Source organism: Blastochloris viridis, from assembly GCF_001402875.1.
GTDB lineage: Bacteria > Pseudomonadota > Alphaproteobacteria > Rhizobiales > Xanthobacteraceae > Blastochloris > Blastochloris viridis.
The window spans coordinates 2637013-2650787 of sequence record NZ_CP012946.1 but is presented as its reverse complement, the minus strand read 5'-3'; the positions used below and the strand labels follow the sequence as shown (position 1 = coordinate 2650787).

The following is a 13775-nucleotide window of genomic DNA, read 5'->3' as shown; positions in this document are numbered from 1 at the left end:
GTCAGCTGCGGTTGGCGCCGTCCTCTTCGCCGCTGGCGTGGGGGCCGGCCTCGGCGCGCTCGACATGCTCGCGCAGGGCCTGGACCGAGGCAAAGCGGATCAGCCCCTCGGGCAGGTCGGCCTCGATCGAGCCGTCGGCATAGAGCGTGTAGGCCATGCCGCCGATCACCCCGGCTTTCAGGATCTGGCTGGAGGCCGGATCGGAAAACGCCGGAACCGGCGGGGCATTGGGCTCCGGAGCGGCTGACGGTGCTTCGGCCGCGGCGCGCTTTTCCGCCGTCAGATCGGAGGTCCAGTTCGGATCCCACGCCTTCTGCCAGGCGGCGCGGAACGGATCGAGTCGGGAGGCGGCTGCCGGCCGCGGTGCCGGCGCGGTGGGCTGCTGAATCGCACGCGCCGGTTCGGCTTCGGCCGCCGGCGGCGCGGGTCGTTCGGGGGCTGCCGGCGGCGCCGCCGCTGACGCCGCCTCGGCCTCGGGGGCGCGCAGCGGCGGAATCCGCATCAGATCGGGCTGAAGCCGGGCGGGCCGGACTTTGTCCCGCGCCGTGGCCCCGGCCGGCAGGTCGCGGCCGGCTCGTTCTGCACTTGAACGCTCGGGGGCAGGGCGCTCCTGCGTTGACGGCCGTTCGTGCGTCGGACGTTCTTGAGCGATGCGTTCCGAGCCGAACCGGTCCTTGGCGGTGCGCTCCGCCGGGGGCGGGCGATCCAACGGCTGCCGCTCCTGGCCCAACCGCTCCTGGCCCAACTTGTCCTGGCTTTGCCGCTCCCGAGTTGGCCGCTCCGGGAGCGTCCGTTCGGCAACTGGCCGTTCGGCGGCCGGCGACTCGAAGCCGGCGGGCTCGCCTGCGTTCCGCCCCGCCCACCCATCCCCGGCAGTGGCCGCGGAGGCTGGAGCAGGTGTCGGCGCGAACTCGGACGGGTAGGCCGGCCGGGCCGGCTGGCGTGGCTGCGCCGGGCGCGGCACGCCGTTATCGGCGCTTGCGGCCGGCTCGAACGATGTCGCGGCGGTTGGCTGTGCCGGCCGGTCGACCCGGAGGCCGAGGTCGACCAGTGCGGCGAGGATGCGGCCGAGCCCCACCAGCATGAGGCCGCCGACCAGTCCGACCGTGCCGGCCAGGATCAGGGTGTTGTCGAAGCCGAGCGCAAAAACCGGCGCGCCGCCCAACACGGCCGCCAGCCCGCTGACTGCCAGGATCGCCCCAACGACGATCAGAAAAGTGGCCATCTCGTTACCTCGCCGAACCGCCGCGGCTCTCACGGGTTTTCATCCCCGTCGCCGCTGCCTCTAAACCGGCTGTTCAAGGGCGGGCGGAACTGTTGCCTCGGCGTTCCGCGCCCCTATGTTAAATTGCGTCCCAGCTCCGCCTGGCCCTCCGTGACGGGCTTTCCCGACGCGGCGGCATCAACCCGATCAAGAAGGTCATCGCCATGTCGTTCTCGCTCCCGGACCTGCCGTACGCCTACGACGCGCTCGCGCCCTATATGAGCGCGGAAACGCTCGAATACCACCACGACAAGCACCATCTCGCCTATGTCAACAACGGCAATAACTTGTTGAAAGACACCGAGTGGGAGGGCAAGTCGCTGGAGGAGGTCGTCACCGGCTCTTACGGCAAGAACATCGGGCTGTTCAATAATGCCGGCCAGCACTTCAATCACCTCCACTTCTGGAAGTGGATGAAGCCGGCCGGCGGTGGGCCGATCCCGGGCCGGCTCCAGGCCAAGATCGTCTCGACCTTCGGCTCGGTCGAGCAGTTCAAGGAGTTCTTCATCCAGGCCGGCGTCACCCAGTTCGGCTCGGGCTGGTGCTGGCTGTCGGTCAAGGCCGGCGAACTCGTCATCTCGAAGACGTCGAATGCCGAAAATCCGCTCGTTCACGGCGCAGTGCCGATCCTCGGCTGCGACGTCTGGGAGCACTCCTACTACATCGACTACCGCAACCGCCGGCCGGATTACATGAAGGCGTTCGTCGACCAGCTCGTCAACTGGGAGTATGTCGAGGAACTCTTCGAGCGCGCCGACAACGCCTGATACGGCTTCCAGCTGGTCAAGTCGCCAACTGTGGTTCCGTCGCCGAAAATCCCGTTTCCGAACAGGTGTTTTCGGCGACGCCACGTCCGCGATCGTCGAGGTCCGGCGCTTTCCAGCGGCTCGGTGCTCAGATCGATGCCGGACGACTGCGTTCCCAGGCTGGCCCTGGCGGTTTCGTGCAAGTCGTCAGGGCCTGACCGGCGGTACCATCAAGATTACCGACCCTGGGCTGAAATTCCGGCCATCAAAGGGGCGATCTCCAGGACGCCGAAGCCGATTTTCCGACAGATCGACACCGAGCGCGCGGAGTCTCAATTGGCAGCTTGCTGCGATGGCGGGTCTGTCGAAGGGGATATATTTCGACCATGTTAAGAATATTGAAAAGATTGATCCTCAATTCGGTACTGTCGACTTCCACGAAGATGACATAATTCAGTCATCTGCACGCCGGGTGCCGGTGTCTTCTGTGGCGGCGTAAAAGAATCTTTGGTCTGTTGCTGGTTCGGGCTGGCAATATCGCCATAATTCTGATCAATGTCGCCTTGCGAGTTTCCGCCAGGGCTGTGTGTCGACATGCTGACAACTTCTGCGCGCTGCGAGCCGGGTGCGCGCATTGCCGATATTGCCGCGCTCGGGGTGCTGGGTGCCCTGTTCGTGGTGTCGCTGCTGACGTTTCGCCACTACGGGCTGGGGTGGGACGACTACACCCACGCCGAATATGGCGAGTTGCTGTTGTCCTATTACGCCTCGGGTTTCGAGGACGACCGTGCGCTGTCGTTCGTCAATCTCTATTATTATGGTGGCGGGTTCGACATGCTGTCGGGCCTTGTGGCGCGGGGGCTGCAGCTCGATCTGTTCGCCGCGCGCCGCCTCACCGGAGCGGTGGTTGGCCTGATCGGCATTGCCATCACGTGGCGGCTTGGCCGCCGGCTCGGCGGCCACCATGCCGGTCTCGCCGCCATGGTGCTGCTGGCGCTGTGCCCGCTCTATTACGGCCACATGTTCATGAACGCGAAGGACGTTCCGTTCGCGGTGGCGATGATCGGGCTGCTGGCCACGCTGGTGCGCGCGTTCGACGAGTTTCCGCGGCCGAGCTGGAAGACGGTGCTGCTGTTCGGCCTCATGCTCGGGCTGACGCTCGGCACCCGCATCATGGGCGGCCTCGCCGCAATCTCGGTGCTGATCGCGGCGCTGGTGCTGCTGATGCTGGAAGCGCGGCGCACCGGCTTCATCGCTGCCGCGAAGGAAACCGGCCTGTTCGCCGCCATCATGTGCTGCGGGCTGGTGCCGGCGTATGTGGTGATGGGCATGGTCTGGCCGTGGGCGATCGTCGATCCGCTCAACCCGATCCGCGCGGTGCTGTACTTCACCAGCTTCTGGGAAGTGCCGTGGCGAGAGCTCTATGAGGGCTCGGCGGTGCTGGTGCCGGAAATGCCGCGCAGTTACGTGCCGACGCTGTTCGCGGTCACGATGCCGGAGGTGTTCCTCGTCGCCTCCTCGCTGGGCGCAGCGCTGGCGCTGCACATGCTGTTACGCGCCGAGGTAACGCCGGGCCGCCGCGCCTCTGCCATCCTGCTGCTGTGCGCCGCCGTGGTTCCGATCGTGGTCACGGTGTTGTCCCGCCCGGCGATGTACAACGGCATTCGCCACTTCGTGTTCATCATCCCGCCGCTCGCGGTGCTGGGCGGTTGGGCGGTGGCGCGCCTTGCCGAGAAGCTGGCGGGCTGGCCCAGGCTGCGTATCGCCACCCTCGGCGCGTTCGGGGTGGCGGCGTCGGTGACCGCCGTCGACATGGTTCGGCTCCACCCCTACCAGTACGCTCACTACAACCACCTTGTCGGCGGGCTTGAGGTTGCCGATCGCGAATTCATGCTCGACTACTGGGGCTTGGCGTTCAAGGAGGCCGGCGAGGAACTGCGCGCCGAGATTGGCCGCCGCGGACTGAAGCCGCCGGCGGGGGGGCGCTGGAAGGTGGCAACCTGCGGCCCGCACAATGCGGCACGGATCGCGCTGGGGCCGAACTTCATCGTCACCTACGACACTCGCGGCGCCGACTTCGCATTGATGCTTGGCGAATACTACTGCAAGCGACTGCCGCTGCGGCCATTGGTCGAGGTCAAGCGCGAGGGCGTGACGTTCGCGGCGATCTATGACGTGCGCAACGCCGACCCGCTGGCGAGCGTATTCTCGACGCCGCCTTTGCAGGCACCGCCGCCGAAGCCGCAGCAGGCGGCCGGCAACGCCGCCACGCCACGGCCGACGGCGCCCTGACGGTGCCTGCCCACAACGCCGTCGCGGGTTGAGTGCCGCGGCGGCTTGGGGGATCATGTGCGGGGGGAGCACGCATGAACAGCCTCGCACGTCTCGACTGGATCGCCGAAATTCCGGGTCTCAACCAGCTGGATGAGGAGGCGCGCGCGCTGATCGCAACGCGCACCCCGCTGGTCCAGGTGCCCAAGGGTGCGAAAGCGTTCGCCGCCGGTGCCGAATGCAATTCCTATCTGGTGGTGGTCCGCGGCTGCGTCCGCGTCCAGCTGATCGCCGAGAACGGCCGCGAAATCGTGCTCTACCGCGTTCGTCCGGGCGAGAGCTGCGTGCTGACCACCTCCTGCCTGATGATGCGCTCGCCCTACGGTGCCGAAGCCGTCGCCGAGGACAATGTGCTGGCCGCGGCGCTGCCGGGCGAGACCTTCCGCACCTTGCTGGCCAACTCGGCGACCTTCCGCGATTTCGTGCTGGCGGCCTACGCCGACCGTGTCGCTGACCTTATTCTCACCATGGAAGACGCGGTGTTCCACCGCATCGACCGGCGGCTGGCGCGCATCCTGGGCGCACGCGGCACCGCCATCGTCACCGGCACCCATCAGGACCTAGCGGCCGAACTCGGCTCGGCCCGCGAGGTGGTGTCGCGCCAGCTCAAATCGTTTGAGAAGCAGGGGCTGGTCACGCTGTCGCGCGGCCGCATCGATATCGTCGACCGCTCCCGGCTGGCCCGGCTCGCCGACGAGACCGACTGAAACCGTTTCTGGCGCAGGATGAGGCGAGCTGGCGTCGGTGGAAGGTCAAGCTAAGAGCCCGAGGAATTTCCTCGCGCTGTCGGCCGGTCAATGCCGGCATTCGGTGTCATGCGCTTTTCGTCGAAATTGTGACTTCGTCACCGACGCTGCGGTATCCCGCCGTCATGGTGCCGTCATGCCCGATGGGCACCGGCACTTCGGCCGGATACAGCATGGAGACGGACATGACCAAGAACATGGGCGGCGTGGATCGCGCCCTGCGCGTCGTCGCCGGTATCGGCCTTCTCGCTTTCGCGCTGCTTTCGGACTCGACCTACGCCTGGGCGGGATGGATCGGCGTGGTTCCGCTTGCCACCGCCATGCTCGGCTGGTGCCCGGCCTACTCGATGGTCGGGCTGTCGACCTGCTCGCGGGCGTGATTGACGTCACCTCCGTCGCCGGAAACCCCGATGCGAATGGGTTTTCCCGGCGACAGACGACGAAGCTCCGGCCCGATCGGCCGGAGTTTCGTATGAACCATGGTGAACACGCTCTATTTTAAGACCACCCCCGGCCGACCTTCGGGGCTTGGCTGAACCGCGAGTGATGCGGCTTCCAGTTGATTGAGCCTTCGAACCGCAGTTTGTTCGCCGAAAATCCCAGTTTAAGCCAGGATTTTCGGCGAAACCACGTCTGTGGATTGCCAAGAGATCTTCCGGGAAACCGGATGGAACGGCTTCATCTATTTCCGGAAGAAAATTAGGCCCCTCGTGACATCAACGTCTGGCAGACTCCGTCACTTTGCGGAGAGAAAGTCACCGACCTCCAGGAGAATGAACTCGTTGTCGTCCTGCTTCTGCGGCGCACGCCCGGCCGAATAGGGGAAGTTGTTGTCGTTGGCGACGACGATATGGCTGGCGTCGACCCGGTCGACATCCTCGATCGTCACGAACGGGAAGGTGAACGTGCCGTCCGCGCCGCCCTGGCGGGCGAGGCCCTTCGGATCCTTGATCGCCATCAGGTCGATATAGCCAACCTTGCGCACCGGCTTGCCGACGGTGTCGTCGGTCAGTTCGATCTTGTAGACGCGCTTGAAGCGGGCCGGCACGTTGAAGCAGTCCGGCCGCGCGGCGCCCTGCGGGCAGGCTTGCGCTTCAGCGCCTTCGCCGTTGTCGCGCTCGATGATCAGGCCCATCGAGGGGTCGATCATGTTGAAGTCGCCGATATTGTTGCCGGCAAGCTCAAGCGGATAGAACCAGAACCGGCCGGTCCATTTGTTCTCGGCCGTCGAGAACTCAAGGATACGCAGCACGGCCTTGCCGTCGACGCTCTCCCAGGAGCCGGTGCCGGCATCCCACAGCGGGCCTTCGAGCAGCGGGTAGAGCAACTTGCCGTCCGGTGAGGCGGCCATGCCCTCATAGCCGCGCGAGCGGCGCACGGTGAAATCGACCTTGCCGCCCGGCACGGCCGGGGTCAGCACCTGGAAGTGGTCGGGCGAGCGGGCGATCTTGCCGTCGACCAAGGTGTCGAACACCGCCTCGATCTTGCCGGTGCGGTCGGTGCGGATGAGATAGGGGCCGAACTCCTCGCCAAACCACAGCTTGTCGCCGATCGGCTGGATCGACTCGATATCGAAGTCGGCACCGGTCAGATAGCGCGTCGGCGTACCCTCGAGCGTGATCTGGAACGGAACCTTGCGGTCGGGGTCGCGCAGGTGAATGGTTTCGACCATCGCCACGCTGCCACTCTTCCAGTCTGGGCGAACGCGGTGGGCAACCAGCAGAGTGTCGACGGAATCGCGCTTGGCGCCGAACCCGTTGTCGGTCAGCACCAGGAAGGTGCCGTCGCCCATGGTCTTGATGCCGGAAAAGCCTTGCACCGGCTGGCCCTTGATCGGCACGGCAAAGCCGGTCGCGCGCGGAGCCGCGGGATCGGACAGGAACGACGTGCCTGCGATGGTGCCGAGCGCGTCGATGCGGCGGCGATCGGGCGCGGCGAACTTGCCGGAGACGGCGAGGTCGGCTGGAGCGTCCGCCGGCGGGGTGAAGCTGGTTGCGGCCGGGATGAGCGCGTGGCCGGCAAGTGTGGCCGGGAATTGCTGCTGGGCGGTGGCGGGGCTGGCCAAGGCGCAGGCCGCCAGGACGCAGATCGACAATCGCATGACGATGTCCTCGTGGTGATTGACCGCCGCGAGGTTTGGCCGGTCTTGGTGTCGTGCGGCTGACGGCGCGGTGACGGCTGGGTGACGCAAGACCCGGCTGGCGAAGCGGGACCTCTGCCGGCGGCGGCTGAGGCGGTGTCAAGCCGCTTGCTGAAATTGCCGTTTTGGAAGGCAGCGCTCCGAGGCGTGCGCGTGCGGTATCGCGTCGCGCACCTTCCGCAATGGTTCTCGCGGCGATCATGCCCGGACGGGGGCGGACTCCTCGCGCCGCTCCGGCCCGGATGGCTCGGATTACCACCGCGAGCGCGGACAGGGCGAGGCCGGCTGCTCACTTGTGCGGGGAGGGCGGCGGGAAGCCCTTGCGTCGGCGCAGCGTTGCGGGCATCACTCGTCCGGGTCGGGATCAGGCCACGCTGACCAGCTCGGAGGCGGACGGACCGGTGCGCGATCTCCTGTCCAATGAATTCAAGGCACGCCTCGTGCGTGCCTGGCTCGATTTGAACGCGCGTGCCGATAGCGCGACCTTCGGGCTGCTGACGGCGTTGCACGACGGTTGGGAGAACTTCTCCGCCTTCATGGATCGCTTCTATGTCGGCGGCTGGAAGCGCTGGGTGCTGATCGAGCCGCTGTCGGAGGTGGTTACGCTCGGCACCGTCGGCGCGGTGGTGATGCTGGGGCTGGCGATACCGGCGTTCCGCGAGACCACGCCCGACTGGCTGAAGCGCACCGAGCTTGCGGTCACCTTTCTCGATCGCTACGGCAACGAGGTCGGCCGGCGCGGCGTTCGCCAGAACGACACGGTGCCGCTTGAGGATTTCCCCGACCACCTGATCAAGGCGGTGCTCGCCACCGAGGATCGCCGCTTCTTCGAACATATCGGCATCGATTTCGGCGGAACGCTGCGCGCACTCACCGCCAACGCCCGTGCCGGCGGCGTGGTGCAGGGTGGCTCCTCGATCACCCAGCAGCTTGCCAAGAACCTGTTCCTGTCCAACGAGCGCACCATCGAACGCAAGGTCAAGGAAGCGTTTTTGGCGTTCTGGCTGGAGACCCACCTCACCAAGAACCAGATTCTCAAGCTCTATCTCGACCGGGCCTATCTCGGCGGCGGCGCCTTCGGCGCCGATGCCGCGGCCCAATACTATTTCGGCAAGTCGGTGCGCGACGTAAACGTGGCGGAGGCAGCGATGCTGGCTGGCCTGTTCAAGGCGCCGACCAAGTTCGCCCCGCACGTCAACCTGCCGGCGGCGCGCGGGCGTGCCAACGTCGTGCTCGACAACCTGGTCGACGCCGGCCTGATGACGGAAGGTCAAGTGTTCGGCGCCCGCCGCAATCCGGCAACGCCGATCGAGCGTCGCGACGAAAAGGTGCCGAACTACTATCTCGACTGGGCGTTCGGCGAGGTTGAGGACATCACCGAGACGCTGCCGAAGTCGGTGACCGAGCGGGTGTTCGTGGTGCGCACCGCGCTCGACCCCAACATCCAGTACGTCGCCGAGATGGCGGTCGAGGAGAAGCTGCGCCAGTACGGTCGCGAATACGGCGCCAGCCAGGCGGCCACCGTGATCATGGACGTCGACGGCGCGGTGCGCGCCATGGTGGGGGGTCGCGATTACGGCGCCTCCCAGTTCAATCGGGCCACCGATGCGCTGCGCCAGCCGGGCTCATCGTTCAAGCCTTATGTCTACGCGACTGCGTTCCTGAATGGCCTCAAGCCGACCTCGACGGTGCGCGACGAGCCGATCTGCCTCGGCAACTGGTGTCCGCAGAACTACGGTCGTTCATTTGCCGGCACGGTGACGCTGCACTACGCGCTGCAGAAATCGATCAATACCGTTCCGGTTCGGCTGTCGGTGATGCTGGGCAAAGGCACCGCCAAGGCCGGCCGCGCCAAGATCATCGACACCGCCCACCGCATGGGGATTTCGACACCGCTGCCGGATTCCTCGTCGCTGCCGATCGGCGCAGCGGAGGTTACGGTAATCGACCAGACCCAGGCCTATGCCGCCTTCGCCACCGGCGGCATGAAGGTCACCGCTCACGCCGCGCTTGAGATCAAGACGCCGACCGGCGAGACGGTGTGGCGGTTCGATCGCGACGCACCGAAATCCGAGCGCGTGCTGCCGCAGCAGGTTGCCGAGGACATCAACCGTGCCCTCAAGTCTGCGGTGGAGGACGGCACCGGCCGGCGCGCCATGCTCGATGGCGTTCGCGCTTCGGGCAAGACCGGCACCACCAACGGCTACCGCGACGCCTGGTTCGTTGGATACACCGGCAACTATGTCGGCGCGGTGTGGTTTGGCAACGACGACCACTCGCCCACCAACCGCATGACCGGCGGCACGCTGCCGGCGATGACCTGGCAGCAGATCATGGCCTATGCCCACCAGGGCATCGAACTGAAGACGATGCCGGGCGTCGGCGCCGAGCCCAAGCCGCCCAAGGCCGATACGCCGGTGGCGCAGTCGGGCGGCGACAGCGGGCCGCAGCGGCCGATGACGCTGTCGACCAAGGCGAGTTCTGTGCTGAACCGCATCGAGAAGCTGATGCGCGACTCAGGGGTTCCGGTGAAGCCGCAGGCCGCGGCCACCGACGAGCGCGCCGGCACGCTGCGTTGAGTCGATTTCGCATGCGCCGCGGCGCGGAATTTCGCCGAGGCGATTTGCCGGGGGCGGTGGCGTTGGTATAGGGAGCAGTCGGGCCATCGCTTCGGTCCCAGCTTGCTCAAGTCCGGACGAGATTTCGTGGGGCCCTTTTCGACCCTCGTCAGTTTCCTGGTCGCTGCGGTCACGGCGCTCGTGCTGACGTGGTTCGCGGTCGACGGCCGCGTTGATTTCGCGACCATCCGGATCGGGGCATGGACAGCGGCGCCGAGCCACGGCACCGCAGATGCCGATCCCTACGCGCGGGCGACCTTCGCGAAGTTCGGCACGCTGCCGCTCAGCCTGGCAGACGGCTTGGTGTTCATCGCCCGCCGCGATTCGGCCAAGAAGCCACTCGACGGCCGCTGCACCATTCGCATCGCTGGCCGCGTGCCGCAGTCGCGTTTCTGGACCATGACCGTGACCGACGACAGTGGCGCGCTGATCGACAACCCAGCCGGCCGCTTCGCCTTCGTCAGCTCCGAGCTGGTCTGGAACAGCGACGGCAGGGTCGAGATCGTCGCGGCGCCACGGGCGCGGGCGGGCAATTGGCTGCCCACCGGCGGCGCCAGCAGCGTTGTGCTGGTGCTCCGGCTCTACGACACTCAGACCGGCTTTGCCTCGCGCACCAGCGATGCGCCGCTTCTGCCCGTCATCCGCCAGGACGACTGCCCGTGATGAGACCGCAGCTTTCCATGCGCTGGATGCTGCCGGTGGCGACCGGCCTCGTGATCGGCGTCGCCGCGCACTTGGTGTCGGTGCTCATCATGCCCTATCAGGCGCCGGCCGACGCCTGGGCTCGCATCGCCACACTTGGGCCGACCAATAAAGTTCTGCTGGTGCCGCAAGCGGTCGCCGACAACGAGCTGATACCGTTGCTCGATCCTGCGTTCGCGGTGGCGGTGTGCCGCTATGATCTGTCGCGCGGCAGCCTCAAGGTGCGCGCGCCGGTGACGGCGGACTACACCTCGATTTCGTTCTACACCCGCCATGGCTTGGCGTTTTACGGGATCAACGACCGCGCCGCCGGCCGCAACGTGATCGACGTCGATCTGATGACGCCGCAGCAGAAGGAACTGCTGCCGGCGGACGAGGAGATCACAGCGGCGGACCGGCTGATCGTCGAGTCGCCCACCACCACCGGCATTGCGGTGATCCGCGCCCTGGTGCGCGAGCCCGGCGCCCGTCCGGCCGTCGAGGCGCTGCTGGCGCGAGCAACCTGCGAGCCGGCGAACTGAGGGCGATGGCCCGGCGCGAGCATCCAAGATCGTGCGAAACACTGCGCCTGTTCGCCGCGGCCGCGGCGATTGGCGGTGCTTCGCTCAGTCCTTGCGGATGACGCGGTCTTTCGCGCCGGGGAAATAGCCGGTTTGCGCGCTCGGCGGCGCAACCGGCACCGGTTCGGTGCGGAGCGCGAACACCGAGCTTTCCGCCCGTTCCTGCAGGCTCTTCAACGCCCGTTCGGCTTCCACTGCGATCGGCGCCGGCTGTGCCACCAGCAGGTGCTCCATGGCGTGCCGGTAGATCGCGATGCGCTGGGCCAGGGCGAAGCGGACATCGTCGATCAGCCGGGCGTTCTCCTCCATGCGGGCGACCGCCTGGTCGCGTTCGGGTGCCGTCATGGTCTGAACGTATTGGAAACTGTCACGCCGGACGCGGTCCATCGCGATGACGTGCTCGGCCACCCGCACCACCGGCCCGATGCGGTCGCGATCGGAGCGGATATCGTCGATCAGCCGTTGCCAGCGCGCGGTGGTCGAGCGGTACTGATATGACACCAGCGCGTTGGTATAGGCTCCCGGCGTCGGCTCCAGCGGACCATCGGTTGGCAGCACGCGCGCCGCACGCAGTTCGGCCACCGGCAGCGACAGGAATTTCCAGCCCTCCGGCGGTGCCAGGAAGGCGTAGGCGCGGTCGCGTAACTGGCGCTCGTCGTCGGTCATGGCGAACACCGACACCGGCTCGCCGCGCACGGCGGCGAAGGCGCCGCCGATCACCGGCATGGCTTCGTCGCGAACGACGTTCGGACGCGGACGCCCAAAATCGCCCTCGATCTGGGCACAACCTCCGGCGATTGCCGCGAGGACGGCTGCCGTGAGGGCTTTGCCGTGGAGGCGGCCGGTCATGACCACAGGGGTCCCCGTTCGTTTGCGCAGGCGGACTTCAGCCCGGATGGCGTTTCGCTGGGATGAGTCGGTTCGGCGATTCGCTCGATCCGCACCGCCGGCAGGATCACGACGTCGGCAGACGCGGTCGAACTGGTCCTGCTTTCGGGATCAGGCGGAGCGCGCCGCTCGGTTGGGAATTTCAGCACGGTGCCCATTGGTCTCTCCCGCCGGTCTGCGTCCCCGTCGGGCCAGCTTCGATGGGCTGATTAAGGCCGCGGTAAGGTTAATAGGCTATTAAGCGGTTCACCTTAGGCTTGCCTTGTTTCGATCCTGCGCCGGAGCTGCGCCCGCTATGTCGACCAGAACGCCGAACCTTCGTGGCCTCATTGCGCTCGCCCGTCGCGACGGGGTCGACATCCGCCCCACCTTGGTTCGGGTGATCACTGATTTGTTCGTGCAGGAACAGGTTCATAGCGCGGCCGAGGTAACACGCTACGTCGAGCTGGCGCGCCATATGCTCGACGGGGTCGACGAGACTGCGCGCCTCGCCGTCGCCATGAAGCTGGTGCGCTATCCGAATGCGCCGCGCGAGATCCTGATGATGCTGGCCACCGACATCATCGAGGTGGCCGAACTGGTGCTCAGCCGGGCGCACTTCGGCGAGGCCGATCTTCTCCATCTGGTCGAGACCGCCGACGCCGAGCGGCGCCAGATTCTCGCCGAGCGGCGCGACCTGCCGGCGGCGGTGGCTGCTCGGCTCGGTGTCGCCCCGGCGGCGCCGCAGGGCGGCGCTGAATCGGCGCGCGCGGTTCACCGCGGTCAGCCCGACCTCAAGCCGGCGGAAGCGCGTGCCGCCCAGGACGTCGCCACCGCGAAAGGCGACGTCGTCGTCGCCAGGGATACGACGGGCTGCGTTGCCAAAAATGCGACTGCCGGCATCGCGTACGCCGAGGGCGCCAAGGCGGTCGCGGCGGCCGCAGCGCCGCCGGCCTTCGATTGGGAAAAGCCGCTTGGCCTTACCCCGTTGACCGCGGCCAAGCCGGCGGCCGAGCCGATGCCGGCTTGGCGAAGCAAGGCGATGACGCCGGCCGCAACCGCGCCGATGCCCCCGCCGCGCGCGCCCAAACCTGCGGCCGAGCCGATGGCATTGCCAGCTTGGTTGAACAAGCCTGCGAGTGCGGCCGCCGCGAAACCGGCGACAGTCGCGACCACACCCAACCTCAAGCCGACCGCCAGGCCGATGGCGTTGCCGACTTGGATGACCAAATCGGCGACGCCCGCATCGGCTCAAGCGCCGGCTGCCGCACCGGTGCCGGCGGTGGCGCAGGCTCCGGCTCAACCGGAGCTCCCGGCTCGGCGACCGATCGCGAACGCTGCCGACACGACCGTGGCGATCACCGAGCTTGAACAGGCGGCGCTGCAGCGCAAACCCGAGGACTTCATCGACCGCCTGGCAGCGATGCTCGACCTCGACCGCACCAAGGCCGAGGAGGTGGTGCGCGATCCGACCGGTCAGTCGGTGGCGATCGCCTGCCGCGCTCTCGACATGCCATGCGACGTGTTTTCGCGGATCATGCTGTTCCTCGATCCGACCATCGGCCGGTCGGTGGCGCTGGTGTTCTCGCTTGCCGAGTACTACGGCCGGCTGTCGGTGGCGCAGGCGAACGACGTCGTTGCCACATGGCGGGGGACCAAACGTCCGGCGGCGCGGCATGTGCCGGTGACCGCCGCCGATGGCCCCGGCCGCCACAGCTTTGAACCGCGCCGTGTCGCGCCGGCCCAGCCCGGCGGCGGCCGCATTGCAGCACGGGGCTAAACAGAAACCGTGTGCGCTGCG

General features: G+C 67.1%; 12 protein-coding genes. 8 read left to right on the top strand and 4 right to left on the bottom strand.

From position 1 onward, the window contains the following. Position 1: 1 nt before the first annotated feature. Complete coding sequence (locus tag BVIR_RS11605; RefSeq protein ID WP_169788606.1) at positions 2 to 1258, bottom strand: hypothetical protein; 1257 nt, start codon at positions 1256 to 1258, stop codon at positions 2 to 4. Positions 1259 to 1428: 170 nt separating this feature from the next. Between BVIR_RS11605 and BVIR_RS11600 the strand changes: the two genes are divergently transcribed. From BVIR_RS11600 to BVIR_RS11585, 4 genes are all read left to right on the top strand, one after another. Then, positions 1429 to 2031: a superoxide dismutase gene (locus BVIR_RS11600; protein WP_055037807.1), complete on the top strand. Its 603-nt coding sequence runs from the start codon at positions 1429 to 1431 to the stop codon at positions 2029 to 2031. A gap of 573 nt (positions 2032 to 2604) precedes the next feature. Continuing rightward, entirely contained in the window at positions 2605 to 4302 is a 1698-nt protein-coding gene (locus BVIR_RS11595) for a glycosyltransferase family 39 protein (RefSeq protein WP_055037806.1), read from the top strand. Between the two features lie 74 nt (positions 4303 to 4376). After that, the gene (locus BVIR_RS11590; protein ID WP_055037805.1) at positions 4377 to 5048 is read left to right on the top strand and encodes a Crp/Fnr family transcriptional regulator; all 672 of its coding nucleotides are present in this window, start codon (positions 4377 to 4379) and stop codon (positions 5046 to 5048) included. Positions 5049 to 5272: 224 nt separating this feature from the next. Beyond that, on the top strand, positions 5273 to 5467 hold the full coding sequence (locus BVIR_RS11585; protein WP_055038849.1) for a YgaP family membrane protein: 195 nt from the start codon (positions 5273 to 5275) through the stop codon (positions 5465 to 5467). A gap of 356 nt (positions 5468 to 5823) precedes the next feature. On the opposite strand, the gene BVIR_RS11580 is transcribed toward BVIR_RS11585, so the two are convergent. Further along, complete coding sequence (locus BVIR_RS11580) at positions 5824 to 7188, bottom strand: esterase-like activity of phytase family protein (protein WP_055037804.1); 1365 nt, start codon at positions 7186 to 7188, stop codon at positions 5824 to 5826. A gap of 440 nt (positions 7189 to 7628) precedes the next feature. Between BVIR_RS11580 and BVIR_RS11575 the strand changes: the two genes are divergently transcribed. The 3 genes from BVIR_RS11575 (at position 7629) to BVIR_RS11565 (ending at position 11068) form a co-directional block, all read left to right on the top strand. After that, the gene (locus BVIR_RS11575; RefSeq protein ID WP_055037803.1) at positions 7629 to 9806 is read left to right on the top strand and encodes a transglycosylase domain-containing protein; all 2178 of its coding nucleotides are present in this window, start codon (positions 7629 to 7631) and stop codon (positions 9804 to 9806) included. A 126-nt stretch (positions 9807 to 9932) separates the two neighbouring features. Beyond that, positions 9933 to 10508, top strand: coding sequence for a DUF1214 domain-containing protein (locus BVIR_RS11570; protein ID WP_055037802.1), 576 nt, complete (start codon positions 9933 to 9935; stop codon positions 10506 to 10508). Then, positions 10508 to 11068 carry a DUF1254 domain-containing protein gene (locus tag BVIR_RS11565; RefSeq protein WP_236823600.1) on the top strand — a complete coding sequence of 187 codons (561 nt, stop codon included), beginning with the start codon at positions 10508 to 10510 and terminating at the stop codon, positions 11066 to 11068. The genes BVIR_RS11570 and BVIR_RS11565 overlap by 1 nt, the downstream gene beginning before the upstream one ends. A gap of 84 nt (positions 11069 to 11152) precedes the next feature. Here the strand turns inward: BVIR_RS11565 and BVIR_RS11560 are convergent, their stop codons facing one another. Next, positions 11153 to 11956, bottom strand: coding sequence for a hypothetical protein (locus BVIR_RS11560; protein WP_055037801.1), 804 nt, complete (start codon positions 11954 to 11956; stop codon positions 11153 to 11155). Further along, positions 11953 to 12153 (bottom strand): hypothetical protein, encoded by a 201-nt coding sequence (locus tag BVIR_RS16905; protein WP_145911987.1) that lies wholly within the window; start codon positions 12151 to 12153, stop codon positions 11953 to 11955. Before BVIR_RS16905 ends, BVIR_RS11560 begins: the two co-directional genes overlap by 4 nt. A gap of 137 nt (positions 12154 to 12290) precedes the next feature. Here BVIR_RS16905 and BVIR_RS11555 point away from each other — a divergent pair, with 137 nt between their 5' ends. Next, on the top strand, positions 12291 to 13754 hold the full coding sequence (locus BVIR_RS11555; protein ID WP_055037800.1) for a hypothetical protein: 1464 nt from the start codon (positions 12291 to 12293) through the stop codon (positions 13752 to 13754). The last annotated feature ends 21 nt before the right edge of the window (positions 13755 to 13775 follow it).

What these genes read in the sequence shown, in the direction of transcription:
- BVIR_RS11600 (WP_055037807.1), top strand. Translation starts at nt 1,429, where the DNA reads ATGTCGTTCTCGCTCCCGGACCTGCCGTACGCCTACGACGCGCTCGCG.
- BVIR_RS11595 (WP_055037806.1), top strand. Translation starts at nt 2,605, where the DNA reads ATGCTGACAACTTCTGCGCGCTGCGAGCCGGGTGCGCGCATTGCCGAT.
- BVIR_RS11590 (WP_055037805.1), top strand. Translation starts at nt 4,377, where the DNA reads ATGAACAGCCTCGCACGTCTCGACTGGATCGCCGAAATTCCGGGTCTC.
- BVIR_RS11585 (WP_055038849.1), top strand. Translation starts at nt 5,273, where the DNA reads ATGACCAAGAACATGGGCGGCGTGGATCGCGCCCTGCGCGTCGTCGCC.
- BVIR_RS11580 (WP_055037804.1), bottom strand. Translation starts at nt 7,188, where the DNA reads ATGCGATTGTCGATCTGCGTCCTGGCGGCCTGCGCCTTGGCCAGCCCC.
- BVIR_RS11565 (WP_236823600.1), top strand. Translation starts at nt 10,508, where the DNA reads ATGAGACCGCAGCTTTCCATGCGCTGGATGCTGCCGGTGGCGACCGGC.
- BVIR_RS11560 (WP_055037801.1), bottom strand. Translation starts at nt 11,956, where the DNA reads ATGACCGGCCGCCTCCACGGCAAAGCCCTCACGGCAGCCGTCCTCGCG.
- BVIR_RS16905 (WP_145911987.1), bottom strand. Translation starts at nt 12,153, where the DNA reads ATGGGCACCGTGCTGAAATTCCCAACCGAGCGGCGCGCTCCGCCTGAT.
- BVIR_RS11555 (WP_055037800.1), top strand. Translation starts at nt 12,291, where the DNA reads ATGTCGACCAGAACGCCGAACCTTCGTGGCCTCATTGCGCTCGCCCGT.